Origin of the sequence: Paracoccus sp. MA (assembly GCF_020990385.1) — a bacterium.
Lineage (GTDB): Bacteria > Pseudomonadota > Alphaproteobacteria > Rhodobacterales > Rhodobacteraceae > Paracoccus.
This window is the reverse complement of sequence record NZ_CP087598.1, coordinates 2059091-2085700: the sequence shown is the minus strand read 5'-3', so window position 1 is coordinate 2085700 and position 26610 is coordinate 2059091. Positions and strand designations below refer to the sequence as shown.

Below are 26610 nucleotides of genomic sequence, written 5' to 3'. Positions count from 1 at the left end.
CGCGCCGCGCGGGATTGCGGTTTCTGTGGCGGCATGACCCGGTTCCGCTTTGCCCCCATCGCCGCCGCGCTGCCCGCGACGGTCCCCTTCACCGGCCCCGAGACGCTGGAGCGCCGCCGCGGCGCGCCGTTCCGCGCCCGGCTGGGCGCCAATGAGAACGGCTTCGGCCCCTCGCCCAAGGCGGTCGAGGCCATGGCCCGGGCATCGGCCGAGATCTGGAAATACGGCGACCCGGACAGCCACGACCTGCGCCATGCGCTGGCGGCGCGGCACGGGGCGGCACCCGAAAACGTCATGGTGGGAGAGGGGATCGACGGGCTTCTTGGCCTGCTGGTGCGGCTGATGCTGGCGCCGGGCGAGGTGGTGGTGACCTCGGACGGGGCCTATCCGACCTTCAACTACCATGTCGCGGGCTTCGGTGGCCGGCTGGTGAAGGTGCCCTATCGCAAGGATGCCGAGGACCCCGAGGCGCTGGCCGCCGCCGCGCATCGCCATGGCGCCCGGCTGGTCTATCTTGCGAATCCCGACAATCCCATGGGCAGCTGGCATCCCGGTTCCCGGATCGAGGTCATGCTGGACGAGCTGCCCGAAACCGGCCTGCTGGTGCTGGACGAGGCCTATGCCGAATTCGCCCCGGCGGAGGCGATCCCGCGCATCGATCCCGAGGACGCGCGGGTGATCCGCTTCCGCACTTTCTCCAAGGCCTATGCCATGGCGGGCGCGCGGGTGGGCTATGCCATCGGCCCGGCCGAGCTGATCGCCGGCTTCGACCGCATCCGCAACCATTTCGGCATGAACCGCACGGCGCAGATCGGCGCGCTGGCGGCGCTGGAGGATGCGGACTGGCTGGCGCATGTCCGCGCCGAGGTCGCCGCCGCCCGCGACCGCATCGCTGCCATCGCGCAATCGAACGGGCTGACCGCCCTGCCTTCGGCGACGAATTTCGTCGCCCTCGACACGCATCGCGACGGTGCCTTCGCCCGCGCCCTGCTTGAGGCGCTGGCCGGGCAGGGCGTCTTCGTGCGCATGCCGGGCGTCGCGCCGCTGGACCGCTGCATCCGCGTCTCCTGCGCGCCCGAACCGGAACTCGCCGTCCTGGCCGAGGCGCTGCCCCGCGCACTCAAGGCGCTGGCCTGACCGCTTCTTCGTTGTCCAAATACCCATGCGGCCGCGCCGCGGGCGCAGGTCAGTCCAAGGGCAGCGCCGTGGTCGCCTTCAGCTCCTCCATCGACAGAAGCGCGGTGACGTTGTGGATCCGCACCTCCGAGATCAGCGCCTGATAGAAGCGGTCATAGGCCCGCGCGTTGCGCACCCGCACCTTCAGGATATAGTCGATGTCGCCGGCCAGCCGGTGCGCCTCGATCACCTCGGGCCGGGCGCGCACGGCGGCCAGGAAGCGCCGCGCCCAGTCCGGGTCGTGCTCGCTGGTGCGGATCAGCACGAAGAAGCAGGCGTCCAGTCCCAGGGAATCGGGGTCCAGCAAGGCCACCTGGCCGCGGATCACCCCCGCCTCGCGCAGCTTGCGAATCCGGTTCCAGACCGGGGTCTTCGAGGCGCCGACTCGGGCCGCGATGTCGTCCAGCGACAGCGTCGCGTCCTCTTGCAGCAGGGACAGGATTTTGCGGTCCGTGTCGTCCAGCCGGATGGGTGTTTGTCTGTCGTCGCTCATCGTGAAACCTGATCCTTCCTGCCGGGCGGACATGCGAAGATGTTTCTTATTTTCCCGCCCCACTCGTCAATATGGGGGATTTTTTTCTATATATACGCCAGAGAAAACGAAAGGCACAGCCATGTCCAAAGGCTTCACCCCATCCCCCGCGACCCCCGCCGTCATCACCGCGAATGACCTGCGCATGGGCCATTGCGTGTGGATGCGTGACGGCGGCTGGACGGCCGACCCGCGCGAGGCCGAGCTTTTCGAGGACGAGGCCATCGCCGAGCTGGCGCTGCTCGAAGCCGTCGGCCAGTCGGACGTCGTCGTCGGCCCCTATCTGGCCGAGGCCCGCCGCGGTCCCGACGGCCGCCCCGAGCCCACGCATTTCCGCGAGGCGTTCCGCCGCCGCGGGCCCTCCAACTACTTCCATGGCAAGCAAGCCGAATTCGCCCAGTCCGAACTCGAGGCCAGCAATGTTTGATGCGCGTCCCCAGCATAACGAATATCTCCGCCACCGCGCCCAGCAGTTCCGCCAGCAGGTCGAGCGCCGGCTGAACGGCAGCCTGACCGAGGACGAGTTCCGGCCGCTGCGGCTGATGAACGGCGTCTATCTGCAGCTGCACGCCTACATGCTGCGCGTGGCGATTCCCTACGGCACCATCAGCCCCGACCAGATGCGCACCCTGGCGCTGCTGGCCGAGAAATGGGACAAGGGCTACGGCCACTGGACGACGCGGCAGAACATCCAGTTCAACTGGCCGAAGCTGGTCGATATCCCGGACATGCTGGACGCGCTGGCCGATGTCGGGCTGCACGCCATCCAGACCTCGGGCAACACGATCCGCAACGTGACCACCGATGCCTTTGCCGGCGCCGCCGCCGACGAGGTGACGGACCCGCGCCCCTATGCCGAACTGCTGCGGCAATGGTCCACCGACCATGCCGAGTTCCAGTTCCTGCCGCGCAAGTTCAAGATCGCCGTCTCGGGCGGCAAGAAGGACCGCGCCGTGATCGCCGCGCATGACATCGGGCTGCGGCTGGTCAGGAACGACAAGGGCGAGCTGGGCTATCAGGTCTGGATCGGCGGCGGCCTGGGCCGCACGCCGCTGCTGGGCCAGGTGGTGCGCGAATACCTGCCCGAGGCCGATCTGCTGCCCTATGTCGAGGCGATCATCGCCGCCTACAACCTTTCGGGCCGCCGCGACAACAAGTACAAGGCCCGCATCAAGATCACCGTGGCCGAGCGCGGCCTCGAGGTGATGCGCGAGGAGATCGAGGCCGAGTTCCAGCGCCGCCGCGAGACTTTCACCGGCACCGACCAGGACCTGCTGGCCGCGCTGAAGAACCTCTATGCTCCGCCGGCCTTCCGCAACGAGCCCGAGGGCGATTACGAAGAGCGCCGCGCCGCGAATGCCGCCTTCCGCAGCTGGACCGACACCAACCTCTCGGCCCACAAGACGCCCGGCTATGCCAGCGTCACCGTGACCTTCAAGGCGCCGGGCCAGACGCCGGGCGATGCCTCGGCCGAGCAGATGCGCCTGCTGGCCGATCTGGCCGAACGCTACGGCCATCACGACTTGCGCATCAGCCACGAGCAGAACGTGGTGCTGCCGCATGTCCACAAGTCCGACCTGTTCGCGCTTTACCAGGAGCTGAAGGCGGCGGGGCTGGCGACGGCCAATGCCGGGCTGATCAGCGACATCGTCGCCTGCCCCGGCATGGATTACTGCACCCTGGCCACCGCCCGCTCGATCCCGATCGCGCAGGACATCGCGGCGCATTTCCGCGCCCGCGGCCTGGAGGAAGAGATCGGCAAGTTCAACATCCGCATCTCGGGCTGCATCAACGCCTGCGGCCATCACCACCTGGGCCATATCGGCATCCTCGGCCTCGACCGCGCCGGGGTCGAGAACTACCAGATCACGCTGGGCGGCGACGGCTACGACATCCCGGCCATCGGCCAGCGCGCCGGCGCCGGCTTCCCGGCCGAAGAGGTGGTGCCGGCCATCGACCGCGTTATCAACGCCTATCTGGAGCTGCGCGCCACGCCCGAGGAGCGTTTCATCGACACCTATCGCCGTGTGGGGGTGGCTCCGTTCAAGGCGGCGCTGTATCCGGCCGATGCTTGATCAGACGCTGGATGCCCGCGCGGCGCGGCTGAACGACCGCTATCGCCATCACGCCGCGACCGAGGTGCTGCGGCGTGCCCTGCGCGACCCCGACCTGGGCTCGACCACGCTGGTTTCGAGCTTCGGGGCGGAATCGGTGGTGCTGTTGCACATGGTCTCGGTGGTGGCCCCGGGGACGCCGGTGCTGTTCATCGACACGATGATGCTGTTCCAGGAGACGCTGGATTACCAGGTCGAGGTCACGCAGAAGCTGGGGCTGACCGACGTCCGGGTGATCCGCGCCAGCGAACGCGAGGTGGCGCTGAACGACCCGGACGGCACGCTGCACCAGTTCAACACCGACGCCTGCTGCGATTTCCGCAAGACCATTCCCCTGGAGCGCGAGCTGTCGAAATTCGACGCCTGGATCACCGGCCGCAAGCGGTTCCAGGGCGGCGAGCGCCAGCAGCTGGAATTCTTCGAATCCGAGCCGCCCTCGCGCTTGCGCATCAACCCGCTGGCGCATTGGCGTCCGCAGGACGTTCAGGACTACATGGCTGAGAACAACCTGCCGCGTCACCCCCTGGTCGCCAAGGGCTATGCCTCGATCGGCTGCGCGCCCTGCACCTCGCCGATCAAGCCGGGCGAGGACCCGCGCGCCGGCCGCTGGCGTGGCAGCAACAAGACCGAATGCGGCATCCATTTCATCGGCGGCAAGATGGTCCGCACGGGAGCGAATGCATGAGCGATTTCTTTCTGGTCCGCGATGACGGCTTTCACCCCCATGACGGGGCCGAGCCGGTGGTGCTGGCCCCGGATACCGATCCGGCGGCGCTGGACGGCTATCTGGAGCAGCCGCTGATCGCCATCGACTTTCCGGCCATGACCGACGGTCGCGGCTTTACCCTGGCCCGCCTGCTGCGCGAAAAGGGCTATCGGGGGCGGCTGCGCGCCGTGGGCGGGCTGATCTCGGACCAATATGCCATGGCCCGCCGCGTCGGCTTCGACGAGGTGCAGATCCCCGCCGCGCTGGCCGCGCGCCAGCCGCAGGAGCAATGGCTCTATCGCGCCGACTGGCAGGACTGGGACCATCGGTCGCGTCTGGCCGGCTGACACCCGGGGTTTCGCCCCGCCTTCCCATGCATTAGATAAACCGGGACCCCGAAATGACACTGGATCTCTCCGTGGACCTCGCCGCCAAACCCGCCAAGACCCTGCCCGACGCGCAGACCGTGACCTCGGTCCGGCACTGGAACGACCGGCTGTTCTCGTTCCGGGTGACGCGCCCGGCCAGCCTGCGGTTCCGTTCGGGCGAGTTCGTGATGATCGGCCTGCCCGGCGACAACGGCAAGCCGATCCTGCGCGCCTATTCCATCGCCTCGCCGGCCTGGGACGACGAGCTGGAATTCTATTCGATCAAGGTGCCGGACGGGCCTCTGACCTCGAAGCTGCAGAACATCCGGCCGGGCGACGAGATCATCCTGCGCCCGAAGCCGGTGGGCACGCTGGTGCTGGACGCGCTTCTGCCCGGCAAGCGCCTGTGGTTCCTGGCCACCGGCACCGGCATCGCGCCCTTCGCCAGCCTGATGCGCGAGCCCGAGAGCTATGAGCGTTTCGAGCAGGTCATCATGATGCATACCTGCCGCACCGCCGACGAGCTGGCCTATGGCCGCGAACTGGTCGAGAACCTGCGCCACGACCCGCTGCTGGGCGAGCTTTATGGCGAGGAATTCGCCAGCCGGCTGCTTTATTACCCGACCACGACGCGCGAGGAATCGCCCTTCATGGGCCGGATCACCGACAACCTGAGCTCGGGCAAGGTGTTCCGGGATCTGGGCCTGCCGCCCATGGATGCGGCAAATGACCGCGCCATGATCTGCGGCAGCCTGGCCTTCAACACCGATGTGAAGGCGGTGCTGGAAGGTTTCGGCCTGCGCGAGGGTGCCAACAGCGATCCCAAGGAATTCGTGGTCGAAAAGGCCTTTGTCGGCGACGGGATCTGAGCCGCCGCCGGGGGCTTTGCGCCCCCGGACCCCGCAGGATATTTGGACAAGAAAGAAGCCCGGCGTTGACAGTCCGCCGGGCTGTGCCCATGTTCCGGCGCCGAATCATGCGAAGGAATTTTCATGCCCGTCGTCGTCGTTGAATCCCCGGCCAAGGCCAAAACGATCAACAAATACCTGGGCGACGACTATACGGTTCTGGCCTCGTTCGGGCATGTGCGGGACCTGCCGCCCAAGGATGGCAGCGTCGATCCCGAGGCGGATTTCGCCATGAAATGGGAAGTCGCCTCGGAATCCAGGAAGCATGTCAAGGCGATCAAGGATGCGCTGGCCGCGGATCCGAAGCTGATCCTGGCCACCGACCCCGACCGCGAGGGCGAGGCAATCTCGTGGCATCTGCTGGAGACGCTGGCGCCGGCGCTGAAGAAGGGCGCCGAGGTCAGCCGCGTCACCTTCAACGCCATCACAAAGAATGCCGTGACCGAGGCGATGGCCAGGCCCCGCCAGATCGACCAGCCGCTGGTCGATGCCTATCTGGCGCGCCGGGCGCTGGATTATCTGGTCGGCTTCAACCTGTCGCCGGTCCTGTGGCGCAAGCTGCCGGGCGCCAAGTCGGCGGGCCGGGTGCAGTCGGTCGCCCTGCGCATCATCGTTGACCGCGAGATGGAGATCGAGGCCTTCAAGGCCCGCGAATACTGGTCGGTCCATGCCCGGCTGGCGACGCCGCGCGGCGACGAATACGACGCGACCATGACCGTGTTCGGCGGCAAGAAGCTGGAACGCTTCGACATCGCCACCGAGGAGCAGGCGAAGCTGGCCGTGGCCGCGATCACCTCGCGGGACCTGAGCGTTGCCAGCGTCGCCGCCAAGCCCGCCAGCCGCAATCCCTGGCCGCCCTTCATGACCTCGACCCTGCAGCAGGAGGCCAGCCGCAAGCTGGGCCTTGGCGCGCGGGCCTGCATGTCGGCGGCGCAGCGGCTCTACGAGGCGGGCTACATCACCTATATGCGGACCGACGGCATCGACATGGCCCCCGAGGCGGTGATGGCCGCCCGCGACGCGATCAAGGCGCGGTTCGGGGCGGAATACCTCCCCAAGTCGCCGCGCATGTACAAGAACAAGGCGAAGAACGCGCAGGAAGCCCATGAATGCATCCGGCCGACCGACATGATGCTGTCGCCGGACCGGCTGCCGGTCGCCGACAAGGACCAGAAGGCGCTTTACGACCTGATCTGGAAGCGGACCCTGGCCAGCCAGATGGAATCGGCCCGGATGGAGCGCACCACGGTCGAGCTTGCCTCGGCCGACGGCCAGGTGGGCCTGCGCGCCAACGGCCAGGTGATGCTGTTCGACGGCTTCCTGCGGGTCTACGACCAGGGCCGCGACGACGAGGAGGACGAGGACGGCCGCCGCCTGCCGCTGATCCACGAGGGCGAGGCGGCCGAGAAGCGCGGGGTCACCCCCGAGCAGCATTTCACCCAGCCGCCGCCGCGCTATACCGAGGCGACGCTGGTCAAGCGCATGGAGGAGTTGGGGATCGGCCGGCCCTCGACCTATGCCTCGATCATCGGCACGATCCAGGATCGCGACTATGTCCGCAAGGAGCAGAACCGCCTGATCCCCGAGGACAAGGGCAGGCTGGTCACCATCTTCCTGCAGAAATACTTCCCGCGCTATGTCAGCTACGATTTCACCGCCAATCTGGAGGGGGAGCTCGACGACATCTCCTCGGGCGAGCGCGCCTATCGCGAGGTGCTGCGCCGCTTCTGGCGGGACTTCACCGCCGCGCTGGAGGGCACCAGCGAGCTGCGCATCACCGAGGTGCTCGAGGCGATCGACGACGCGCTGGCACCGCATCTCTATCCGCCGCGCGCCGATGGCGGCGATCCGCGCGAATGCCCGCTCTGCCACAAGGGCCGGCTGCATCTGAAGACGGCGCGCTCGGGTGGGGCCTTCATCGGCTGCTCGAACTACCCCGATTGCCGCTTCACCCGGCCGATTTCCTCGCCCGATGCCGAGGTGGTGGGCGACACCGTGCTGGGCGTGGACAAGGGTGACGAGATCAGCCTGAAGAACGGCCGCTTCGGGCCTTATGTCCAGCGCGGCGAGGCGACGGCCGAACAGCCGAAGCCGCCGCGCGCCTCGATCCCCAAGGGCTGGGATCTGGCCTCTGTGGACCTGGAGCGGGCGCTGGCCCTGCTGGCCCTGCCGCGCGAGATCGGCCCGCATCCCGAGGACGGCGTCCCGGTCGAGGCCGGCATCGGCCGCTACGGCCCCTATGTGAAGCATGGCGCGAAATACGCCAACCTGCCGGAGGTCGACGAGGTCTTCACCATCGGCATGAATCGCGCCGTCGAGGTGTTGGCCGCGAAACAGGTGCGGGGCAGGGCGGCCGCCGCCGCGCCGCTGGCGGAACTGGGCGAGCATCCCGAGGGCGGGCCGGTGCAGGTGATGAGCGGCCGCTATGGGCCTTACGTCAAATGGGGCAAGGTCAATGCGACGCTGCCCCGCGACCTGGAGCCCGGCGCGGTCACGCTGGAGCGGGCCCTGGAACTGATCGCCGAGAAGGCCGCGAAATCGGGCAAGAAGCCGGCAAAGAAGGCTGCCGCCAAGAAGCCGGCCGAAAAAAAGACCGCCGCAAGGAAGCCTGCGGCTGCCAAGGCGAAGAAGGCCGGGTAAGCGCCCGCTTCGCCTCGGACTCTGAGTATTTGAAAAACGGTGAAACATGCGGTTGCGCTGGAAATCGGATGCTGCACGGCGCTTCACCGTTTCACAAATACTCATGACGCGGCCTGGACGCGGGCGCATCGCCGCAGTTTTGGCTTTTTGATCCGAGCCGTTCTGCTGCTAGGCTCGACCCGCAAGGGTTGAGCGGAGGGCGCCGTGAAGGATCGAATCATGAGGATGGGCCGCGTGCCGGCCGTCGTGCTGGCCGGCTGCATCGCATTGCCGGCGGCGGCGCAGGAGGCCGCGATTTTCGACGTGATGGACCGGATCCATCCGGTCTGGGCGGAAAGCGGCATGGTCTCGGCGCAGGAGCGGCTGGCCGCCGAGATCGGCCGCGACATCATGGCCCAGGGCGGCAACGCGGTCGATGCGGGCGTGGCGGTGGCCTTTGCTCTGGCCGTCACCCTGCCGCGCGCCGGCAATATCGGCGGCGGCGGCTTCATGCTGGTGCATGAGGCTGAGACCGGCCAGACCCATGCCATCGATTATCGCGAGATGGCGCCGCAGGGTGCCTCGCGCGACATGTTCCTGGACGCGGCGGGCGAGGCGGACAGCGAGAAGTCGCTTTACAGCGGCGCCGCCTCGGGCGTGCCGGGGACGGTGGCGGGAATGAAGCTGGCGCTGGACAAATATGGCAGCATGGACTGGGCCGAGGTGATCGCCCCGGCGATCCGGCTGGCCGAGGAGGGGATCACCGTCACCCCTGAGCTGGCCGACAGCATCGAGGCCGAGCGCGAGCATCTGGAGAAATTCCCGTCGAGCGCGAAGATCTTCTTCAAGGAGGGTGGGGCGGCCTATCGGCCCGGCGACCGGCTGGTGCAGGCCGATCTGGCGGCGACGCTGAAGAAGATCGCCGCCGAGGGGCCGGACGGATTCTACAAGGGCGAGGTGGCCGAGGCCATCGCCCGCGCGGTGCAGGAGGCCGGCGGGCTGATCACCGTCGAGGACATGGCCGCCTACAAGCCCGTGGAACGCGAGCCGGTGCGCGGCACCTATCGCGGCCATGAGGTGGTCTCGATGCCGCCGCCCTCGTCCGGCGGGGTGCATCTGATCCAGATCCTGAACGCGCTGGAGGGCTATCCGATCGGCGCGCTGGGGCAGAACTCGGGCGAGACGATCCACCTGATGGCCGAGGCGATGAAGCTGGCCTATGCCGACCGCTCGGAATACCTGGGCGATCCGGATTTCGTCGATGTGCCGGTCGCGGCGCTGACCAGCAAGGATTACGCGGTCGAGATGCGCCGCAAGATCAGCGCCGATTTCGCCACGCCCTCGGTGATGATCAAGCCCGCGGATCTGGCGCCATACGAATCCGACCAGACCACGCATTTCTCGGTCGTGGACAAGGAGGGCAACGCGGTCTCGAACACCTATACCATCAACCTGAACTACGGCTCGGGCCTGGTGGCCGAGGGCACGGGCGTGCTGATGAACAACGAGATGGACGATTTCTCGGCCAAGCCCGGGGTGCCCAATGCCTTCGGCCTGGTCGGGGGCGATGCCAATGCGGTCGAGCCGGGCAAGCGGCCGCTCTCCTCGATGACGCCGACCATGGTGCTCAAGGACGGCAAGGTCTGGCTGGTCACCGGCTCGCCCGGCGGGGCGCGGATCATCACCACGGTGCTGCAGGTGGTGATGAATATGATCGACCACGGCATGAACGTGGCCGAGGCCTCGACCGCGCCGCGCGTCCATCACCAATGGCTGCCCGACGAGCTGCGCGTGGAGGAGGGCATCAGCCTCGACACCATCCGCATCCTGCAGGCCAAGGGCCATACGGTTGCGGTCAAGGAGGCGATGGGCTCGACCCAGTCGATCATGCGCGACCCCGGGACGGGGACGCTGTACGGCGCTTCGGACCCGCGCCGGCCGGATGCGGCGACGCTGGGCTACTGAGCGAGGTAGTCGCGCAGCGCCACGGCATTGTTGTGCTGCGTGTCGCGGGCGCCGTAGAGCAGCGTCACCGGGCCCTTGCGGATCAGCGCCCGCAGCTCGCGCAAGGGGGCGGGATTGGCGTCCAGCTCGGCGCCGTAGCGGCGCCGGAATTCGGGCCATTTCTCGGGGTCGTGGTTGAACCAGTGCCGCAACGCGTCCGAGGGCGCGATCTCTTTCAGCCAGAGATCCGCGCCCAGCTTCTCGCGGCTGATGCCGCGCGGCCAGATGCGGTCCACCAGAACCTTGCAGCCTTCTTCCGGCCCGGGCGGGTCATAGGCGCGTCGGATGGAAATCTCGGTCATGGCAACCTCTTTCGCAAGGCAATTCCCGGGCCGGCCTCGGGGTTCCCGGCACGTTGACTCGGTTTTCGAAACTGGCGAAAACGAGGCCGGTGGACATGGGAGGTGGTGGATGAACAAGATCTATCCCAGCGCGGATTTGGCGCTTGGGGGTTTGCTTCGTGACGGGATGGTGATTGCGGCGGGGGGCTTCGGGCTTTGCGGCATCCCGGAGCTTTTGATCGAGGCGATCCTGCGCGCCGGGACCAGGGAGCTGACCATCGCCTCCAACAATTGCGGCGTGGACGGGTTCGGGCTGGGCAAGCTCTTGGACTCGCGGCAGATCCGCAAGATGATCTCCTCCTATGTCGGCGAGAATGCCGAGTTCATGCGCCAGTATCTCTCGGGCGAGCTGGAGCTGGAGTTCAACCCGCAGGGCACGCTGGCCGAGCGCATGCGGGCGGGCGGCGCCGGCATCCCGGGCTTTTATACGAAAACCGGCGTCGGCACGGTGATCGCCGAGGGCAAGGAGCATCACGATTTCGACGGCGAGACCTATATCCTGGAGCGCGGCATCGTCGCCGACCTGGCCATCGTCAAGGGCTGGAAGGCGGACGAGTCGGGCAATGTGATCTTCCGCAAGACCGCGCGCAACTTCAACGTGCCGGCGGCGAAATGCGGCCGCATCTGCGTCTGCGAGGTCGAGGAGATCGTGCCGACCGGCAGCCTCGACCCGGACGCCATCCACCTGCCGGGGATCTATGTCCATCGGCTGATCCAGGGCCAGCACGAGAAGCGCATCGAGCAGCGCACGACACGTTCGCGCGTCTCCGACACGACCGGCAAGAAGGAGACCGTCTGATGGCCGCCGAAATCAAGGGCTGGGACCGCAACCGGATGGCGGCGCGGGCCGCGCAGGAACTGCAGGACGGCTGGTATGTGAACCTCGGGATCGGCATCCCGACGCTGGTGGCGAACTACATCCCCGAGGGGGTGCATGTGACGCTGCAGTCGGAAAACGGCATGCTGGGCATCGGGCCGTTTCCTTACGAGGGCGAGGAGGATCCGGACCTGATCAATGCCGGCAAGCAGACGGTGACCGAGCTGCCGCAGACCGCCTATTTCGACAGCGCCGAGAGCTTCGCGATGATCCGCGGCGGCAAGATCGCCATGGCGATTCTGGGGGCGATGGAGGTGGCCGAGAACGGCGACCTGGCGAACTGGATGATCCCCGGCAAGCTGGTCAAGGGCATGGGCGGGGCGATGGACCTGGTGGCGGGCGTGGGCCGGGTGGTGGTGGTGATGGACCACACCAACAAGGCGGGCGAGTCGAAGGTGCTGAAATCCTGCACCCTGCCGCTGACCGGCCAGGGGGTGGTGAACCGGATCATCACCAATCTGGGGGTGCTGGACGTGGTTCCGGGCGGGCTGAAGATCGTCGAGCTGGCCGATGGCGTCAGCGAGGACGCGCTGCGCGCCGCGACCGAGGCGGCGATCGTCGGGTGAGCTGACAGGGGGAGGGGGCTTCCGCCCCCTCTTGCGGCTGAAGCCGCAATTCACCCCCGAGGATATTTGGACAAGAAAGAAGGATCCGATGGCGTTCGATCGGGCGGAAATCGAGGCGCTGTTCACCCGCGACGGCCGCTATCTTTGCGCGCGCTGGGGACGGCCGGTGGCGCCGGTCATCTTCGGTCTGGCCGAGGAGAGCCTGCCGATCTTTCGCGAAGCCATGCGGGCGGTGCTTGCCCATGCCGGCCAGCCCATGGCCGAGACCGATCCCGAGATGGGGGCGAACATGATGACCTTCTTCGTCCGGGATTGGGACGAGCTGCGCGGCTTGCCCGACCTCGACCGGTTGACCGGCCTGCCGGGATTGCCCGGGCGGCTGAAGGCGGAGGCGGCGGATCAATACCGGCTGTTCCGCTTTGACGCCGGGGGCGCGATCCGGGCCTGCCTGACCTTCGTCAACATGGGCGGGCCGTTGGCGGATGCCCACCCGGGCCAACTGGCCGAGACGCTGGCCGTGCGCGGGATGCTGACATTCGCGCGCGACGTGGCGCCCTCTCCCGCGCTGGCCCGGCTGATCCGAGCCGCCTATGATCCGGTCATGCCCGCGGTCGCCACGGATGGCGCGCATGCGCTTCGTCTGGCGGCAAGGCTGTCGTCTTGATTCTTCCGGCTTCTTTCTTGCCTAAGTATCCTCGGGGGAGTCGCCGTCAGGCGACGGGGGCGGAAAGCCCCCGACCACCGGCAACGCCAGGACCGCCATGCACAAGTTTCCGATCCGCATCTATTACGAAGACACCGATCTGGCGGGGATCGTCTATTACGCCAATTATCTGAAATTCATCGAACGCGCCCGCTCGGAATGGCTGCGCGAGCTGGGCGTGGACCAGGGCGGCCTGCAGCGCCGGGGGCTGGTCTTTGCCGTGCGCCGGGTCGAGGCCGACTATCTCTCGCCGGCGCGGTTCGAGGACCTGCTGGCCGTCGAATCGCGGCTCGAGGCGCTGAGCCCGGCGCGGATCGTGCTGGACCAGGCCGTGACGCGCGACGGGCGATTGCTGTTCCGGGCCCGCGTCACCCTGGCCTGCCTGGCCGATTCCGGCAGGCCGGCACGCATCCCCGCAGCGGTGGCGGAACGCCTGCGGTCGGCCGATCTCGCGGGCAATTGACGCAGAATTGACGGAGAAAGCGGTGCGAGCGGGCTTGTCCCGCTGCCCGGTTCTGCTAACTGGCCTGTTAGCAGAAGCCGCATCCCAGCGGCCCAAAGGACAGGCCGAATTCCATGGAACAACTCGCCGGAGCCGGGCAGCCGGTCGATTTCTCGCTGATCGCGCTGTTCGCGCGCGCCTCGCTGACCGTCCAGATCGTCATGGTGATCCTGATCCTGGCCTCGTTCTGGGCCTGGGCGATCATCATCCAGAAGTTCATCACCTTCAACGCCGCCCGGCGCGAGGCGGACCGATTCGACCGCGCCTTCTGGTCGGGTCAGCCGCTGGACGATCTCTACGATCGCATCGGAGAGACGCCCTCGGGCCCGGCCGAACGGGTCTTTTCCTCGGGCATGGCCGAATGGCGGCGCAGCCATCGCGACGACGGCAACCTGATCGCCGGCGTGACCGCGCGCATCGACCGGGCCATGAACGTCGCCATCAACCGCGAGAACGACCGCCTGACCCGCGGCCTGCCCTTCCTGGCCACGGTGGGCTCGACCGCGCCCTTCATCGGCCTGTTCGGCACCGTCTGGGGCATCAAGACCGCCTTCGAGGAGATCGCGATCTCGCAGAACACCTCGCTGGCCGTGGTGGCGCCGGGCATCGCCGAGGCGCTGGTGGCGACCGCCCTTGGCCTTCTGGCGGCGATTCCGGCGGTGATCTTCTACAACAAGCTCAGCGCCGATGCCGATCGCATCACCGGGGGATACGAGAGCTTCGCCGACGAGTTCTCGACCATCCTGTCGCGCCAGCTGGACGACGAATAAGATGGGGGCCGGGGTCGTCAAACGCGGTCGCAACGGCAAGGGCCGCACGCGCAGCCAACCGATGGCCGAGATCAACGTCACGCCCTTCGTGGACGTGATGCTGGTGCTGCTGATCATCTTCATGGTGGCGGCGCCGCTTCTCACTGTGGGCGTGCCGCTGGAACTGCCCAAGACCGCCGCCCAGGCTGTCCCGGCCGAGCCCGAGGAGCCGCTGAGCGTCTCGGTCACGCCCGAGGGGCCGATCCTGGTCATGACCACCGAGGTTCCCGAGGAGGAGCTTATCACCCGGCTGCGCGCCGTCTCGGCCGAGCGGCAGAGCGACAAGATCTACCTGCGCGCCGACGGTTCGATTCCCTATGCCCGGATCATGCAGGTCATGGGGGCGCTGAACGCGGCCGGTTTCAACAACATCGTCCTGGTGACCGAGGCCGGCGGGCCGCGGATGGACGCGGGCGCGGATGGCTGAAGCCATGGACCCAGCGGAACGCATCGGCTTCTGGATCTCGGGCGTCGCCCATGCCGGGCTGCTGGGCGCGGCGCTGGTCGGCGGCGCGCTGTTCCGGCCGCAGCCGCTTGAGGCCGTGCGCATGGCCGAGGTCGCGACCATGTCCGAGGCCGAGTTCCAGTCGCTGGCCGCTGCTGCCGCAGGGCGCGGCCCGGTCTCGGATTCCGCCGCGACCACCCCTGCGCAACCGCGCCCGCCTGCCGATGAAAACCGGCCGGGCGAGGTCGAGGCGGTCAGTCCGCCCGCCCCCGATGCACAGGCGGCAGAGCTGTCCGCGCCCTCGGATCGGCCCGAGGCGCGGCCCGACCTGTCGGACTTCCAGACCCCCAACCGGCCGGTGGCCGTGGTGACCGATGCGCCGCGCCCCGCCGAGCCCGAGGACTCCGTCGAACTGGCGGCGCTGCCGCGGACCAGCGACCGGCCCGATCCGGCGCGCAATCCGGCGCAGCCGCAATCGCCGGCGCCCATCCCGCAGCGTTCGGCGCTGGCGCCGGTCGAATCGGCGCGGCCCCGTGGTCGCCCCGAAGGGCTGGCCGAGGCCGTGCAGGCCCGCCGCGCCGCCGCCGAGGCGGCGCGCCAGCGCGAGCAGTTGCTGGCCCGCCAGCAGGCCGAGGCCGCTGCCGAGCAGGCCGCCGCCGCGAAGGCCGCCGAGGCCGCCGCCCGCCGCGCCGCCGAGGAGCGCGCGCAGGAAGAACGCCGCGAGGCCGAGCGCCGCAGCGCCGACGCGGAAGCGGCCCGCAAGGCCGAGGAGGCCGAGGCACGCGCCCGCCGTCTTGCCGCGGCCGAAGCGGCTGAAAAGGCCGCTGCGGAACAGGCCGCCGCCGAGAAGCGTGCCGCCGAGCGCAAGGCCGAGGCCGAACGCCGCGCCGCTGCCGAGAAAGCGGCTGCCGAAAAGGCCGCCGCTGAGAAGGTCGCCGCTGAGAAGGCTGCTGCCGAAAAGGCGGCCGCCGAGAAGGCCGAAGCCGAACGGAAGGCCGCCGAGGCCAAGGCCCGCAAGGAAGCCGAGGAAAAGGCGGCCGCCGAACGCGCCGCGGCCGAGAAGAAGGCCGCCGAAAAGGCTGCCGCCGAAGCCAAGGCCCGCGAACAGGCCGAGGCCGAGCGCAAGGCCGCCGAGGCGGCCAAGCAGGCCGCCCTGAAAGAGGCGATGCAGGATCAGGGCTCGGCCGGTTCGGGCGGCGGCGGGGCGGCGGCCAGCGGGCCTCCGCTGAGCCAGGGCGAGAAGGACGGCTTCCGCGTCGCCGTCGAGCAATGCTGGAACCGCGGCTCGCTCTCGACCGAGGCCAGCCGGACCACGGTTTCGGTGCAGTTCTCGATGGCCCCGGACGGCACGGTGGAAAAGGGCTCGCTGCGCATGATCGGCCATGACGGCGGCTCGGACGCGGCGGCGAAACAGGCCTATGAGGCGGCGCGCCGGGCGATCCTGATGTGCGAGCGCGGCGGCTACAAGCTGCCGCCGGAGAAATACAACCGCTGGAAGGATGTCATCATCGACTTCAACGCCAGCGGCAGCGCGCGGGTCCAGTGACATGGCATCCCGGCGCGCGACACTCTATCCTGCAACCAAGACCTTACGAGGGCGATTCATGTTGCGACATTTCCTGATGACTTCCGTGATGGCCCTTGCGGGTCTGGGGCTGGCCGCGCCGGTCCTGGCGCAGGACGGGCCGCTGCGGATCGAGATCACCGACGGGGTGATCGAGCCGATGCCCTTCGCCATCGCCCGCTTCCACGACGAGGGCGGCGCCGGCGAATACCTGGCGCAGGTGCAGAACCTGATCGCCGCCGACCTGACCGGCACCGGCCTCTTCCGCGAGATCCCGGCCAGCGCCCATATCGCGCGGCCGGAAAGCTTCGAGGCGCCTGTCAGCTACGAGGACTGGAAGGCGGTCAATGCCCAGGCGCTGATCACCGGCGCGGTCAAGGTCGAGGGCGGCAAGGTCGTCGTCAAGTTCCGGCTGTTCGACGTCTTCGCCGGCCAGCCGCTGGGCGACGGCATGCAATTCGACGCTGCGACCGGCAACTGGCGCCGCGCTGCCCACAAGGCGGCCGACCAGGTCTATTCGCGGCTGACCGGCGAGGGGCCGTATTTCGACAGCCGCGTCGCCTTCGTGCAGGAAACCGGGCCCAAGGACGCGCGCCGCAAGCGCATCGGCATCATGGATTACGACGGCGCCAACGTGAAATGGCTGACCGACGATGCGACGCTGGTGCTGAAGCCGCGCTTCTCGCCCGACGGCTCGCGGCTGCTTTACACCAGCTATGCCACCGGTTTCCCGCAGGCGATGATGATGGATGTCAATTCGCTCGGCGTGCGTCAGCTGGGCGCGGGCCAGCAGGGCACGATGAGCTTCTCGCCCCGCTTCTCGCCCGACGGGCGCTGGATCGTCTATTCGCTGGAAAAGAACGGCAATACCGACATCTACCAGATGGATGCCGCCACCGGCGCGCAGCGGGCGCTGACCAACGCCCCCTCGATCGAGACCTCGCCCAGCTACAGCCCGGACGGCAAGCAGATCGTGTTCGAGAGCGACCGCTCGGGCACGCCGCAGCTTTACATCATGGGGGCGAACGGCGGCGAGCCGAAGCGGATCAGCTTCGGCGAGGGGCGCTATGGCACCCCGGTCTGGTCGCCGCGCGGCGACATGATCGCCTTTACCCGGCAGGTCGGCGGCAAGTTCCATATCGGCGTCATGCGCACCGATGGCTCGGAAGAGAAAATGCTGACGGAATCGTTCCTTGACGAGGGCCCGACTTGGGCCCCCAATGGGCGCGTCGTGATGTTCACGCGGGTGACGCCGGGCGGCGACGGCGAGCCGCGCCTGCATTCGGTGGATATCACGGGGCGCAACATGCGCCCGGTCAAGATCAACGGCGCGGCCTCGGATCCCGACTGGGGCCCGTTGCTGCCCTGAAGCGCGTGAGATGGACAGGATTATGAAAACTTTCATGAAAATTGCCGCGGTCGGCGCCATTCTCGCGCTGGCGGCCTGCGCCCGGCCGGCGCAGGACATGCAGGTCCAGGACCCCTATGCCGGGGCCGGCGGCGGCCTTGGCGGGGTCGGGGCCACCGCTCTGCCGGGCACTGCCGAATATTTCAAGACCGCCGTCGGCGATACGGTGCTGTTCGCCGTGGACCAGTCCACCCTGTCGCCCGAGGCGCGGGTGATCCTGGCCAATCAGGCCGGCTGGCTGAACCAGAACCAGGGCTTCTCGGCGGTGATCGAGGGCCATGCCGATGAGCAGGGCACCCGCGAATACAACCTGGCGCTGGGTGCGCGCCGGGCGAACTCGGTGCAGGAATACCTGGTCTCGCAAGGCGTGGCGCCGGGCCGGCTGCGCACCGTCAGCTATGGCAAGGAGCGGCCGCTGGCGATCTGTTCGACCGAGGAATGCTATTCCAAGAACCGCCGCGCCGTGACGGCGGTCAGCCCAGGGGCGGGGATGTGATGCGACGGTTTCTGCTGGCGGCCGGGTTCGCGCTGGCCGCGTGGCCGGTGGCGGCGCAGGATGCGCAGACCCTGGCCGACATCCGGGCCGAGCTGAACCAGCTTTCGGCCGATCTGCAATCGCTGCGGGCGCAGCTGGTCGCCTCGGGTCCGGCGGGCTTCGCGGCGGCGGGCGGCGACAGCGCCATCGACCGCATGAACGCGATGGAGGCGCGGCTGGCGCAGCTGACCGGCCAGACCGAGCAGCTGCAGAACCGCATCGACCGCATCGTCCGGGACGGCACCACCCGCATCGGCGATATCGAGTTCCGCCTCTGCGAGATGGAGGAGGGCTGCGATCTGGGCAGCCTGACCACGCCGCCCCTTGGCGAACAGGGCGGCAGCAGCCCGCTGCCCCCCTCGGACCAGCAGGGCGCGCTGACGCAATCCAGGACCCCCTCGGCCGGGGCCGCCGCGACCGCGGCGGAAAAGGCCGATTTCGACCGGGCCCGGGAGGTGCTCGGTCAAGGTGACTTTCGTCGTGCTGCCGAGCTCTTCGCGGCCATTGCCGAAACCCATGCTGGCGGTCCGCTGACCGCCGAGGCGCTGTTCCTGCGCGGGGCGGCGCTGGATTCCGCCGGCGATCTCGACGGCGCGGGCCTGGCCTGGCTGGAAAGCTTCGCGGCCAATCCGAACGGCCCGCAGGCAGCGGATGCGCTGCTGGGCCTGTCGCGGGCCATGTCCGCCAAGGGCGGCCCGCAAGAGGGCTGCTATTATCTTCAGGAAATCCTGGCCCGTTTCCCCGGCGCGCCGCAGGCCGCCGAGGCCGAGCGGCGGCTGCAGGGCCTGGGCTGCGATACGCTGGACGAGAGCTCGGCCGAGGATCTGGACCCCGAGGCCGCGGCGGATCTGGCGGATGAGGGCTGACCCGGTCGAGGCGCGGGTGCATGCCGCGCTGGACCGTCTCGCCGGCGACCGGCCCGCACTTGGCATCGCCCTGTCGGGGGGCGGCGATTCCACCGCCCTGATGCATCTGGCCCATCGCTGGGGCCGTGTCCGGTTGCTGGCGGCGACGGTCGATCACGGGCTGCGCCCCGGCTCGGAGGCCGAGGCGCAGGCGGCCGGTCTTGCGGCCTCCGCCCTGGACATTCCGCACGAGATCTTGCGCTGGACGCGGCAGGGCGGCGGCAACCTGATGGCCGCCGCGCGCGAGGCGCGCCTGCGCCTGCTGGCCGATTGGGCCGCCCGGCATGGGCTTGCCGCCGTTCTGCTGGGCCATACGCTGGACGATCAGGCCGAGACGCTGCTGATGCGCCTGAACCGCGGCGCCGGCGTGGACGGGCTTTCGGCCATGGCCGAATCGCGCGAGGCGCTGGGGATCGCCTGGCTGCGCCCCCTGCTGGCGGTCGGCCGTGCCGAGTTGCGGCATTGGCTGACGGCGCGGGGGCTGGGCTGGGTCGAGGACCCCTCGAACGAGAACGAGGATTTCGAGCGGGTGCGGGTGCGCAAGGCCATCGCGGCGCTGGACCTGCCGCTGCGGCAGCTGGCGCAATCGGCTGAGAATCTGGCCATGGCGCGGGATGCGCTGTGCGATTTCGCCGCACGGGTGGCCGAGGGTGCGCAAAGCCGCGCCGGATCGCTGGCGTTGCCGCTGGACGCCTTTCGCGCCGCGCCGTCCGAGATCCGCCGGCGGCTTCTTGTCGCAGGGCTGCGCTTCGTCGGCGGCGGCGACTATCCGCCCCGGCGCGAGCCGGTGCTGCATGCCCTTGCCGGGCTGGAAATCGGCGCCAGGCTGACGCTGGAGGGGGTGATCGCCGCGCCGCGCGACGGTTTCCTGTGGCTGATCCGCGAACCCGCCGCCGCGGCGCGCGCGCCCGTGGCCGAGGGCGCGGAGGCCATCTGGGACCGGCGCTGGCGGGTCGAGGGCCTGCAGCCCGGCCAGCAGGTGCGCGCGCTCGGCCACGGGGCGCTGCCGGGGCTCGACTGGCGCGGCGCGGGGCTGATGCGGGACGAGGCCGCGGCCAGCCCCGGGATCTGGCAGGACAGCCGCCTGATCGCCGCGCCGCTGCTGCGGCCGGCCCCGCCCCATGCCGTCCGGCCGCTGCGCGGCCTGCCTGAATTCCGCGCATTGCTCTATACGCATTGAACCTGACGGCGGAATCCCTATTTTCAGGCGAAAGCCTGTTTACCCGCGGAGGACGTGCCTTTGGGCAATGCGCGCAATATCGCTTTCTGGGTAGTGCTGTTCCTGATGATCCTGGCGCTGTTCAACCTGTTCAGCGACGGATCGACCCAGATGAACAGCCGCCAGATCAGCTATTCCGATTTCATCCAGCGGGTGGAAAAGGATGAGATCACCGCCGTCACCATCGACGGCGAGAATGTCGGCATCACCGACAAGGACGGCAAGCAGTTCGCCACCGTCCGGCCGCAGGGCGAAGAGATCGCCGACCGGCTGATCGACAGGGGCGTCGAGGTCAAGGTCGAGCGTCAGCAGCAATCGGGCTTCATGTCGCTTCTGGGCGTCTGGCTGCCCTTCATCCTGCTGATCGGCGTGTGGATCTTCTTCATGAACCGGATGCAGGGCGGCGGCAAAGGCGGGGCCATGGGCTTCGGCAAGTCGCGCGCCAAGCTCTTGACCGAAAAGCATGGCCGGGTGACCTTCGACGACGTGGCCGGCATCGACGAGGCCAAGGAAGAGCTGGAAGAGATCGTCGAGTTCCTGCGCAACCCGCAGAAATTCAGCCGCCTGGGCGGCAAGATCCCCAAGGGCGCGCTGCTGGTCGGCCCGCCCGGCACCGGCAAGACGCTGCTCGCCCGCGCCATCGCCGGCGAGGCGGGGGTGCCGTTCTTCACCATTTCCGGCTCGGATTTCGTCGAGATGTTCGTCGGCGTCGGCGCCAGCCGCGTCCGCGACATGTTCGAGCAGGCGAAGAAATCCGCCCCCTGCATCGTCTTCATCGACGAGATCGACGCGGTCGGCCGCGCCCGGGGCGTCGGCATCGGCGGCGGCAATGACGAGCGCGAGCAGACCCTGAACCAGTTGCTGGTCGAGATGGATGGCTTCGACGCCAACGAAGGCGTCATCATCATCGCCGCCACCAACCGCAAGGACGTGCTGGACCCGGCCTTGCTGCGCCCCGGCCGTTTCGACCGCCAGATCTATGTCCCGAATCCCGACATCAAGGGCCGCGAGAAGATCCTGGCCGTGCATTCGCGCAAGGTGCCCGTCGGCCCCGACGTGGACCTGCGCATCATCGCCCGCGGCACGCCGGGCTTCTCCGGCGCCGATCTGATGAACCTGGTGAACGAGGCCGCGCTGATGGCCGCGCGCATCGGCCGCCGCTTCGTCACCATGGAGGATTTCGAGAACGCCAAGGACAAGGTGATGCTGGGGGTCGAGCGCCGCAGCATGGTCCTGACCCCCGAACAGAAGGAAAAGACCGCCTATCACGAAGCCGGCCACGCCATCGTCGGCCTGAGCCTGCCGAAATGCGATCCGGTCTACAAGGCGACGATCATCCCGCGCGGCGGCGCGCTCGGCATGGTGGTCAGCCTGCCGGAAATGGACCGCCTGAACTATCACAAGGACGAGGCCAAGCAGAAGCTCGCCATGACCATGGCCGGCAAGGCGGCCGAGATCATCAAATACGGCGAGGAAGGGGTCTCGAACGGCCCGGCCGGCGACATCCAGCAGGCCAGCCAGCTGGCGCGCGCCATGGTGATGCGCTGGGGCATGTCGGACAAGGTCGGCAATATCGACTATGCCGAGGCGCATGAAGGCTATTCAGGCAATACCGGCGGTTTCTCGGTCTCGGCCGCCACCAAGGAGCTGATCGAGAAGGAGGTCCACGACCTCATCGAGGAAGGCTATCGCGAAGCCCACCGCATCCTGACCGAAAAGCAGGAGGAGTTCGAGCGGCTGGCCAAGGGGCTTCTGGAATACGAGACCCTGACCGGCGAGGATATCGGCCGGGTGATCCGGGGCGAGCCGCTGGGCGGCGACGAGGATGCGCCCGGCTCGACCATCCCCTCGGTCAGCGCGATTCCGCGGGCCGGCGCCGCCAAGCCGGCGCCGGATGCGGCGCCGCAACCGCAGGGCTGAGCTTCGGTCCGCGACAGGAAAACCCCCGGGGCAGACCCGGGGGTTTGTCATTGGCACAAAGGTTTCTGAGCTGAACGGATTTCGGCAGGTCAGAGCAGCAGAAGCGCCACGGCACCCAGCGCCAATCCCAGGCCGAAACCCACATTGATCACGAAGCTGGCAGCCTTCATCTGGTGACCTTTCCAGAATGCGGGGGACGATCCCCCGGTTCGCAGTTGAACGGAAAACGCCGATTCTCGCCATTGGGTTCCACCTTCGGCAAAAATCCGCCGATTGGCTGCGGCAATTCGGCCACAGCGGGGACTTGCGTCCAGGGGCCGGGCAGGGCATGGGACAGGCATGAGCCGATCCGAACCCGAACTGCCGCCGAATTCCGCCATGCCTGAATTGCGTGCGCGCATCGACGCGCTGGATGCGCGGCTGGTGGCGCTTCTGGCGGAGCGCTCGGCGCTGATCGACGAGGCGGCACGGATCAAGGCGCGCGAGAACCTGCCCGCCCGGATCGACAGCCGCGTCGAAGAGGTCGCTGCCAATGCCCGCCGCCTCGCTGCCGCCCAGGGGCTGGATCCTGATCTGGCCGAGCGGCTCTGGCGAGTGATGATGGAGCATTTCATCGCGCAGGAGGACCGGGTCCTTTCCTCGCCGAGAAGGGGCTAGCGGCACGCATGCAGGGGGCTTTGCCCCCGCGCGTTCCGCGCTCCCCCAGGATATTTTATCCAAGAAAGAAAGCGGCGACGGCCCTTCTCTTCTTTCTTGGATAAATATCCTGCGGGGGTCTGGGGGCGCAAAGCCCCCAGCGGCGGCGGCGGTCATGGCGCTGCAGGCAGCCTGGTCAGACCGGGATCATCGTGCCTTGAAGCATGGCGACATGCTTGCGCGAGCCGGCGCTTTCCGCCCAGACATCGGCGGCGACCACCATGATGCGGCGGCCGGGGCGGATCACCCGGCCCTCGGCCAAAAGCTGGTCGCCGGTGGCAGGCGACATCAGGTTGATCTTCATCTCGACCGTCATCACCTCGGCGTCTTCGGGCATCAAGGTCAGCGCGGCATAGCCCGCGGCTGAATCGCCGATGCTGAAGGCCAGCCCGGCATGGCCCGCGCCATGCTGCTGCAGCGATGTCGGCAGGATCGGCGCGGTGATGGCGATGCGCCCGGGCTCGATGGCGGCAAGCCGCGCGCCCAGCGTGCGCATCATGCTCTGGCGGTCGAAGCTGGTGCGGATGCGACTTTCCAGGTCATTCATCGAACAGGCTCTCCTGCGTGCGCGGGGCGTCGAGGCCCAGATGCCGCCAGCCCAGCCGGGCCAGCATGCGGCCGCGCGGCGTGCGGCTGACCAGGCCCTGCTGCATCAGATAGGGCTCGATCACCTCCTCGATCGAATCGCGGCTTTCCGACAGCGCGGCGGAAAGGGTTTCCACCCCGACCGGGCCGCCGCCGTAATGCTCGGCCATCAGCGTCAGGTAGCGGCGGTCGGCGCTGTCGAGCCCAAGGTGATCGACGCCGAGCCGGGTCAGCGCCGAATCGGCGATCTTGCGGGTCAGCCGGCCGTCGCCCTCGACCAGCGCGAAGTCGATCACCCGGCGCAGCAGGCGGCCGGCGATGCGCGGCGTGCCGCGGGCGCGCCGGGCGATCTCGCGCGTGCCCTCGGGTTCCGAGGGGATGCCCATCAGCCGGGCGCCGCGGGTCACGATCAGATCGAGCTCCTCGACGGTGTAGAATTGCAGCCGGGTCGGAATGCCGAAACGGTCGCGCAGGGGCGTGGTCAGCAGGCCGAGCCGGGTGGTGGCGCCGACCAGGGTAAAGGGTTGCAGTTCGATCCGCACCGTGCGCGCCGCCGGGCCTTCGCCGATCACCAGGTCCAGCTCGAAATCCTCCATCGCCGGGTAGAGGATCTCCTCGACCGCCGGATTCATGCGGTGGATCTCGTCGATGAAGAGCACGTCGCGGGCTTCCAGGTTGGTCAGGATCGCGGCAAGGTCGCCCGCCCGCGCCAGCACCGGGCCCGAGGTCATCTTGAAGTTCACCCCCAGCTCGCGCGCCATGATCTGCGCCAGCGTGGTCTTGCCGAGGCCGGGGGGGCCGTGAAACAGCGTGTGGTCCATCGCCTTGCCGCGCATGCGGGCGCTTTCGATGAAGACGCGCAGATTCGCCCGCGCCTCGGCCTGGCCGACGAAATCCTCGAGCCGCTGCGGGCGCAGCGCGCGGTCCTCGCCGTCGCTTTCCAGCGGTTCGGGGCGCAGCATGGGGTCGGGCTGGCTCATCGCGCGCCCCAGGGGCCGGCGCCCGTGCCCGAGGCCATGGCCTGCAGCCGGGCGATGCGCTCCTCGGTCGGCGGATGGGTGGCGAAAAGCCGGTCCATGCGCAACGCGTGCAGCGGGTTCACGATGAACAGGTTGGCCGAGGCGGGGTTCCTTTCGGCCGGGATATTCACCACCTGGCCCGCCGCGCGCGAGATCTTGGCCAGCGCGCCTGCCAGCGCCATCGGCCTGCCGCAGATCTCGGCCCCCATCCGGTCGGCCTCGTATTCGCGGGTGCGCGAGATCGCCATCTGCACCAGCCCCGCCGCGATCGGCGCAAAGATCATGGCGAGGATCGCCGCCAGCCCGCCGCCGCGATTGCCGTCGCGCCCGCCGAACATGCTGGAAAACATCAGCATGTTGCCCAGCATGGCGATGGCGCCGGCCATGGTCGCGGTGACGGTCATGGTCAGCGTGTCGCGATGCTTGATATGCGCCAGCTCATGCGCGATCACCCCGGCCAGTTCGTCGCGGTTCAGCACCCGCATGATGCCCTGCGTCACCGCCACGGCGGCGTTTTCCGGGTTGCGGCCGGTGGCGAAGGCGTTGGGCTGTTCGGTTTCCAGCACATAGACCTTGGGCATCGGCAGGTTCGCCCGCTGCGCCAGCGCCGCGACCATGTCGACCAGTTCCGGGGCTTGCTGGCGGGTGACCGGATGCGCGCCCTGCTGGCGCAGCACCATCTTGTCGCTGTTCCACCAGGCGAACAGGTTGCCGGCCCCGGCCAGCACCAGCGCGATCACCGCGCCGCCCTGGCCGCCCAGCAGATAGCCCATGCCCATGACCAGCGCGGTCAGGGCGGCCATCAGGATGAAGGTGCGCAGGTTTCCGGTCATCGTCCTTACTCCTTGGGCGCCAGCAGCCGCAGGGCCGCGCGGATCAACGCGGCAGTCGGCGCGGCGGGTTCCCGGGCCGCGGCCTCGGCCACGGCCGAGGCGGCCTCGGACGGAGCATAACCCAGATTCCCCAAGGCCGAGAGCGCATCCGCCGTCGCCTGGGCCGAGGATGGCGCTGCCGTGGCTGTCCGGGCGACAGGCGCTTCGATCACTTCGGCCGAGGGCTCGGGCAGGGGACCGGGATCGACGGTCAGGTTGCCGCCCATCGCCATGACGGCGGGGGCCTTGTCCTTCAGCTCCATGGTCACGCGCTGCGCCAGTTTCGGGCCGACGCCCTGGGCCTTGCGCAACGCCGACCAGTCGCCGAGCGCCAGCGCGCGCGACAGCCCGTCCGGTCCCAGCGTGCCCAGGATCGCCAGCGCCACCTTGGCCCCCACCCCCTGCACCGAGGTCAGCAGCCGGTGCCATTCCTTTTCCAGCAGCGTGGGGAAGCCGAACAGCTGCAGCAGGTCCTCGCGCACCAGCAATTCGGTATAAAGCGCCACCGCCTGCCCGGCGGGGGGCAGGTTCGCGGCGGTGCGTTCGCTGACATGGACGATATAGCCCACGCCGCGCACGTCGATCAGCACATGGTCCTGCGCCCGATGCAGGATCACCCCGGCGATGCGTCCGATCATGGCCCGTCCCTCACGCGCTTGCCTTGATGCGCAGGGCGCGGCCCTGCAGGTGATGGGCGTGACAAATTGCCACGGCCAGCGCGTCCGCCGCGTCCGGTCCGGCGAAGTCGACGCCGGGCAGCATGAAGCGGACCATGTGCTGGATCTGCTCCTTGGCGGCATGGCCGACGCCGACCACGGTCTTCTTGACCGCGTTCGGGGCGTATTCGCCGATCTCCAGCCCCGCCTCGGCCGGGGCCAGCAGGGCGATGCCGCGCGCCTGGCCCAGCTTCAGCGTGCCGAGCGCGTCCTTGTTCACGAAGGTCTGCTCGACCGCGGCCGCATCCGGGGCATGCCGGACGATCACCGCGCAAAGCCCGCGATAGAGCGCGGCGAGGCGCGGACCCAGCTCGCCCGCCTCGGAATGGACGATGCCGTTGCCCAGATGCCGCAGGCGCGGCCCCTCGACCGCGATCACGCCCCAGCCCATGTTCCGCAGGCCGGGGTCTATGCCGATGATCTTCATGCCTGTTCCCTTTTTGCCAAGCGTTAGCACGAAAGGCGAACATCGCCTAGTTGCTTTGTCATCCGCTTGACATC

Annotated in this window: 28 protein-coding genes; 21 read left to right on the top strand and 7 right to left on the bottom strand. The window is 68.6% G+C overall.

The window, feature by feature from the left end:
• The first annotated feature begins 33 nt into the window (after window positions 1-33).
• Window positions 34-1137, top strand: a complete 1104-nt coding sequence (locus LOS78_RS17410; RefSeq protein ID WP_230377616.1) for a pyridoxal phosphate-dependent aminotransferase — start codon at window positions 34-36, stop codon at window positions 1135-1137.
• 49 nt (window positions 1138-1186) lie between these two features.
• Here LOS78_RS17410 and LOS78_RS17405 read toward each other — a convergent pair whose 3' ends face one another.
• On the bottom strand, window positions 1187-1669 hold the full coding sequence (locus LOS78_RS17405; protein ID WP_028713416.1) for an Lrp/AsnC family transcriptional regulator: 483 nt from the start codon (window positions 1667-1669) through the stop codon (window positions 1187-1189).
• 121 nt (window positions 1670-1790) lie between these two features.
• Here LOS78_RS17405 and LOS78_RS17400 point away from each other — a divergent pair, with 121 nt between their 5' ends.
• The 7 genes from LOS78_RS17400 to ggt all read left to right on the top strand — a co-directional run bounded on the left by LOS78_RS17400 (window position 1791) and on the right by ggt (window position 10388).
• Window positions 1791-2135, top strand: a complete 345-nt coding sequence (locus LOS78_RS17400; RefSeq protein ID WP_028713417.1) for a DUF2849 domain-containing protein — start codon at window positions 1791-1793, stop codon at window positions 2133-2135.
• On the top strand, window positions 2128-3783 hold the full coding sequence (locus LOS78_RS17395) for a nitrite/sulfite reductase (protein WP_230377615.1): 1656 nt from the start codon (window positions 2128-2130) through the stop codon (window positions 3781-3783). The genes LOS78_RS17400 and LOS78_RS17395 overlap by 8 nt, the downstream gene beginning before the upstream one ends.
• On the top strand, window positions 3776-4507 hold the full coding sequence (locus tag LOS78_RS17390) for a phosphoadenylyl-sulfate reductase (RefSeq protein ID WP_028713419.1): 732 nt from the start codon (window positions 3776-3778) through the stop codon (window positions 4505-4507). The genes LOS78_RS17395 and LOS78_RS17390 overlap by 8 nt, the downstream gene beginning before the upstream one ends.
• On the top strand, window positions 4504-4875 hold the full coding sequence (locus LOS78_RS17385; RefSeq protein ID WP_028713420.1) for a DUF934 domain-containing protein: 372 nt from the start codon (window positions 4504-4506) through the stop codon (window positions 4873-4875). Before LOS78_RS17390 ends, LOS78_RS17385 begins: the two co-directional genes overlap by 4 nt.
• Window positions 4876-4928: 53 nt before the next feature.
• Window positions 4929-5765 carry a ferredoxin--NADP reductase gene (locus tag LOS78_RS17380; RefSeq protein ID WP_230377614.1) on the top strand — a complete coding sequence of 279 codons (837 nt, stop codon included), beginning with the start codon at window positions 4929-4931 and terminating at the stop codon, window positions 5763-5765.
• 123 nt (window positions 5766-5888) lie between these two features.
• A complete protein-coding gene (gene topA, locus LOS78_RS17375; protein WP_230377613.1) occupies window positions 5889-8444 on the top strand; it encodes a type I DNA topoisomerase in 2556 nt (851 codons plus the stop codon).
• A 219-nt stretch (window positions 8445-8663) separates the two neighbouring features.
• The gene (gene ggt, locus LOS78_RS17370) at window positions 8664-10388 is read left to right on the top strand and encodes a gamma-glutamyltransferase (protein ID WP_230377612.1); all 1725 of its coding nucleotides are present in this window, start codon (window positions 8664-8666) and stop codon (window positions 10386-10388) included.
• On the opposite strand, the gene LOS78_RS17365 is transcribed toward ggt, so the two are convergent.
• Entirely contained in the window at window positions 10382-10729 is a 348-nt protein-coding gene (locus LOS78_RS17365) for a DUF488 domain-containing protein (RefSeq protein ID WP_230377611.1), read from the bottom strand. The genes ggt and LOS78_RS17365 overlap by 7 nt on opposite strands.
• Window positions 10730-10838: 109 nt before the next feature.
• Here LOS78_RS17365 and LOS78_RS17360 point away from each other — a divergent pair, with 109 nt between their 5' ends.
• The 13 genes from LOS78_RS17360 (at window position 10839) to LOS78_RS17300 (ending at window position 22878) form a co-directional block, all read left to right on the top strand.
• Window positions 10839-11567: a CoA transferase subunit A gene (locus tag LOS78_RS17360; protein WP_230377610.1), complete on the top strand. Its 729-nt coding sequence runs from the start codon at window positions 10839-10841 to the stop codon at window positions 11565-11567.
• Complete coding sequence (locus tag LOS78_RS17355; protein WP_028716246.1) at window positions 11567-12211, top strand: 3-oxoacid CoA-transferase subunit B; 645 nt, start codon at window positions 11567-11569, stop codon at window positions 12209-12211. The genes LOS78_RS17360 and LOS78_RS17355 overlap by 1 nt, the downstream gene beginning before the upstream one ends.
• An 88-nt stretch (window positions 12212-12299) precedes the next feature.
• Window positions 12300-12875 carry a hypothetical protein gene (locus LOS78_RS17350; protein WP_230377609.1) on the top strand — a complete coding sequence of 192 codons (576 nt, stop codon included), beginning with the start codon at window positions 12300-12302 and terminating at the stop codon, window positions 12873-12875.
• 97 nt (window positions 12876-12972) lie between these two features.
• Entirely contained in the window at window positions 12973-13377 is a 405-nt protein-coding gene (gene ybgC / locus LOS78_RS17345; protein ID WP_230377608.1) for a tol-pal system-associated acyl-CoA thioesterase, read from the top strand.
• A 113-nt stretch (window positions 13378-13490) separates the two neighbouring features.
• Window positions 13491-14186, top strand: coding sequence for a protein TolQ (tolQ, locus tag LOS78_RS17340; RefSeq protein ID WP_230377607.1), 696 nt, complete (start codon window positions 13491-13493; stop codon window positions 14184-14186).
• A 1-nt stretch (window position 14187) separates the two neighbouring features.
• Window positions 14188-14652 carry an ExbD/TolR family protein gene (locus tag LOS78_RS17335; protein WP_028714116.1) on the top strand — a complete coding sequence of 155 codons (465 nt, stop codon included), beginning with the start codon at window positions 14188-14190 and terminating at the stop codon, window positions 14650-14652.
• 4 nt (window positions 14653-14656) lie between these two features.
• Complete coding sequence (gene tolA / locus LOS78_RS17330; protein WP_230377606.1) at window positions 14657-16216, top strand: cell envelope integrity protein TolA; 1560 nt, start codon at window positions 14657-14659, stop codon at window positions 16214-16216.
• 76 nt (window positions 16217-16292) lie between these two features.
• The gene (gene tolB / locus LOS78_RS17325; RefSeq protein ID WP_028714114.1) at window positions 16293-17603 is read left to right on the top strand and encodes a Tol-Pal system beta propeller repeat protein TolB; all 1311 of its coding nucleotides are present in this window, start codon (window positions 16293-16295) and stop codon (window positions 17601-17603) included.
• Window positions 17604-17625: 22 nt separating this feature from the next.
• A complete protein-coding gene (gene pal, locus LOS78_RS17320; protein WP_028714113.1) occupies window positions 17626-18138 on the top strand; it encodes a peptidoglycan-associated lipoprotein Pal in 513 nt (170 codons plus the stop codon).
• Window positions 18138-19043 (top strand): tetratricopeptide repeat protein, encoded by a 906-nt coding sequence (locus LOS78_RS17315; protein WP_028717377.1) that lies wholly within the window; start codon window positions 18138-18140, stop codon window positions 19041-19043. The genes pal and LOS78_RS17315 overlap by 1 nt, the downstream gene beginning before the upstream one ends.
• Window positions 19033-20262: a tRNA lysidine(34) synthetase TilS gene (tilS, locus tag LOS78_RS17310; RefSeq protein WP_230377604.1), complete on the top strand. Its 1230-nt coding sequence runs from the start codon at window positions 19033-19035 to the stop codon at window positions 20260-20262. The genes LOS78_RS17315 and tilS overlap by 11 nt, the downstream gene beginning before the upstream one ends.
• Before the next feature lie 60 nt (window positions 20263-20322).
• Complete coding sequence (gene ftsH, locus LOS78_RS17305; protein WP_028714110.1) at window positions 20323-22221, top strand: ATP-dependent zinc metalloprotease FtsH; 1899 nt, start codon at window positions 20323-20325, stop codon at window positions 22219-22221.
• A gap of 339 nt (window positions 22222-22560) precedes the next feature.
• Window positions 22561-22878 (top strand): chorismate mutase, encoded by a 318-nt coding sequence (locus LOS78_RS17300; protein ID WP_230377603.1) that lies wholly within the window; start codon window positions 22561-22563, stop codon window positions 22876-22878.
• Window positions 22879-23053: 175 nt separating this feature from the next.
• On the opposite strand, the gene LOS78_RS17295 is transcribed toward LOS78_RS17300, so the two are convergent.
• Genes LOS78_RS17295 through ruvC form a run of 5 tightly spaced genes read right to left on the bottom strand, consistent with a single transcriptional unit; the run spans window position 23054 to window position 26536 of the window.
• A complete protein-coding gene (locus LOS78_RS17295; protein ID WP_230377602.1) occupies window positions 23054-23464 on the bottom strand; it encodes a PaaI family thioesterase in 411 nt (136 codons plus the stop codon).
• Window positions 23457-24482, bottom strand: coding sequence for a Holliday junction branch migration DNA helicase RuvB (gene ruvB, locus LOS78_RS17290; protein ID WP_028714107.1), 1026 nt, complete (start codon window positions 24480-24482; stop codon window positions 23457-23459). Before ruvB ends, LOS78_RS17295 begins: the two co-directional genes overlap by 8 nt.
• Window positions 24479-25354: a zinc metalloprotease HtpX gene (gene htpX / locus LOS78_RS17285; protein ID WP_230377601.1), complete on the bottom strand. Its 876-nt coding sequence runs from the start codon at window positions 25352-25354 to the stop codon at window positions 24479-24481. The genes ruvB and htpX overlap by 4 nt, the downstream gene beginning before the upstream one ends.
• A gap of 5 nt (window positions 25355-25359) precedes the next feature.
• On the bottom strand, window positions 25360-26031 hold the full coding sequence (gene ruvA, locus LOS78_RS17280; RefSeq protein WP_230377600.1) for a Holliday junction branch migration protein RuvA: 672 nt from the start codon (window positions 26029-26031) through the stop codon (window positions 25360-25362).
• Between the two features lie 10 nt (window positions 26032-26041).
• Window positions 26042-26536, bottom strand: coding sequence for a crossover junction endodeoxyribonuclease RuvC (ruvC, locus tag LOS78_RS17275; protein ID WP_230377599.1), 495 nt, complete (start codon window positions 26534-26536; stop codon window positions 26042-26044).
• Window positions 26537-26610: the final 74 nt, after the last annotated feature.

Bases quoted from the DNA above. Each gene is read 5' to 3' on its own strand.
- LOS78_RS17400 (WP_028713417.1), top strand. From the start codon at position 1,791: ATGTCCAAAGGCTTCACCCCATCCCCCGCGACCCCCGCCGTCATCACC.
- LOS78_RS17365 (WP_230377611.1), bottom strand. From the start codon at position 10,729: ATGACCGAGATTTCCATCCGACGCGCCTATGACCCGCCCGGGCCGGAA.
- topA (WP_230377613.1), top strand. From the start codon at position 5,889: ATGCCCGTCGTCGTCGTTGAATCCCCGGCCAAGGCCAAAACGATCAAC.
- htpX (WP_230377601.1), bottom strand. From the start codon at position 25,354: ATGACCGGAAACCTGCGCACCTTCATCCTGATGGCCGCCCTGACCGCG.
- pal (WP_028714113.1), top strand. From the start codon at position 17,626: ATGAAAACTTTCATGAAAATTGCCGCGGTCGGCGCCATTCTCGCGCTG.
- tolQ (WP_230377607.1), top strand. From the start codon at position 13,491: ATGGAACAACTCGCCGGAGCCGGGCAGCCGGTCGATTTCTCGCTGATC.
- tolA (WP_230377606.1), top strand. From the start codon at position 14,657: ATGGACCCAGCGGAACGCATCGGCTTCTGGATCTCGGGCGTCGCCCAT.
- ruvC (WP_230377599.1), bottom strand. From the start codon at position 26,536: ATGAAGATCATCGGCATAGACCCCGGCCTGCGGAACATGGGCTGGGGC.
- LOS78_RS17335 (WP_028714116.1), top strand. From the start codon at position 14,188: ATGGGGGCCGGGGTCGTCAAACGCGGTCGCAACGGCAAGGGCCGCACG.
- LOS78_RS17350 (WP_230377609.1), top strand. From the start codon at position 12,300: ATGGCGTTCGATCGGGCGGAAATCGAGGCGCTGTTCACCCGCGACGGC.
- LOS78_RS17295 (WP_230377602.1), bottom strand. From the start codon at position 23,464: ATGAATGACCTGGAAAGTCGCATCCGCACCAGCTTCGACCGCCAGAGC.
- LOS78_RS17390 (WP_028713419.1), top strand. From the start codon at position 3,776: ATGCTTGATCAGACGCTGGATGCCCGCGCGGCGCGGCTGAACGACCGC.
- tilS (WP_230377604.1), top strand. From the start codon at position 19,033: ATGAGGGCTGACCCGGTCGAGGCGCGGGTGCATGCCGCGCTGGACCGT.
- ggt (WP_230377612.1), top strand. From the start codon at position 8,664: ATGAGGATGGGCCGCGTGCCGGCCGTCGTGCTGGCCGGCTGCATCGCA.
- LOS78_RS17395 (WP_230377615.1), top strand. From the start codon at position 2,128: ATGTTTGATGCGCGTCCCCAGCATAACGAATATCTCCGCCACCGCGCC.
- LOS78_RS17300 (WP_230377603.1), top strand. From the start codon at position 22,561: ATGAGCCGATCCGAACCCGAACTGCCGCCGAATTCCGCCATGCCTGAA.
- LOS78_RS17410 (WP_230377616.1), top strand. From the start codon at position 34: ATGACCCGGTTCCGCTTTGCCCCCATCGCCGCCGCGCTGCCCGCGACG.
- LOS78_RS17380 (WP_230377614.1), top strand. From the start codon at position 4,929: ATGACACTGGATCTCTCCGTGGACCTCGCCGCCAAACCCGCCAAGACC.
- ruvA (WP_230377600.1), bottom strand. From the start codon at position 26,031: ATGATCGGACGCATCGCCGGGGTGATCCTGCATCGGGCGCAGGACCAT.
- LOS78_RS17315 (WP_028717377.1), top strand. From the start codon at position 18,138: ATGCGACGGTTTCTGCTGGCGGCCGGGTTCGCGCTGGCCGCGTGGCCG.
- LOS78_RS17405 (WP_028713416.1), bottom strand. From the start codon at position 1,669: ATGAGCGACGACAGACAAACACCCATCCGGCTGGACGACACGGACCGC.
- ybgC (WP_230377608.1), top strand. From the start codon at position 12,973: ATGCACAAGTTTCCGATCCGCATCTATTACGAAGACACCGATCTGGCG.
- tolB (WP_028714114.1), top strand. From the start codon at position 16,293: ATGACTTCCGTGATGGCCCTTGCGGGTCTGGGGCTGGCCGCGCCGGTC.
- LOS78_RS17355 (WP_028716246.1), top strand. From the start codon at position 11,567: ATGGCCGCCGAAATCAAGGGCTGGGACCGCAACCGGATGGCGGCGCGG.
- ruvB (WP_028714107.1), bottom strand. From the start codon at position 24,482: ATGAGCCAGCCCGACCCCATGCTGCGCCCCGAACCGCTGGAAAGCGAC.
- LOS78_RS17385 (WP_028713420.1), top strand. From the start codon at position 4,504: ATGAGCGATTTCTTTCTGGTCCGCGATGACGGCTTTCACCCCCATGAC.
- LOS78_RS17360 (WP_230377610.1), top strand. From the start codon at position 10,839: ATGAACAAGATCTATCCCAGCGCGGATTTGGCGCTTGGGGGTTTGCTT.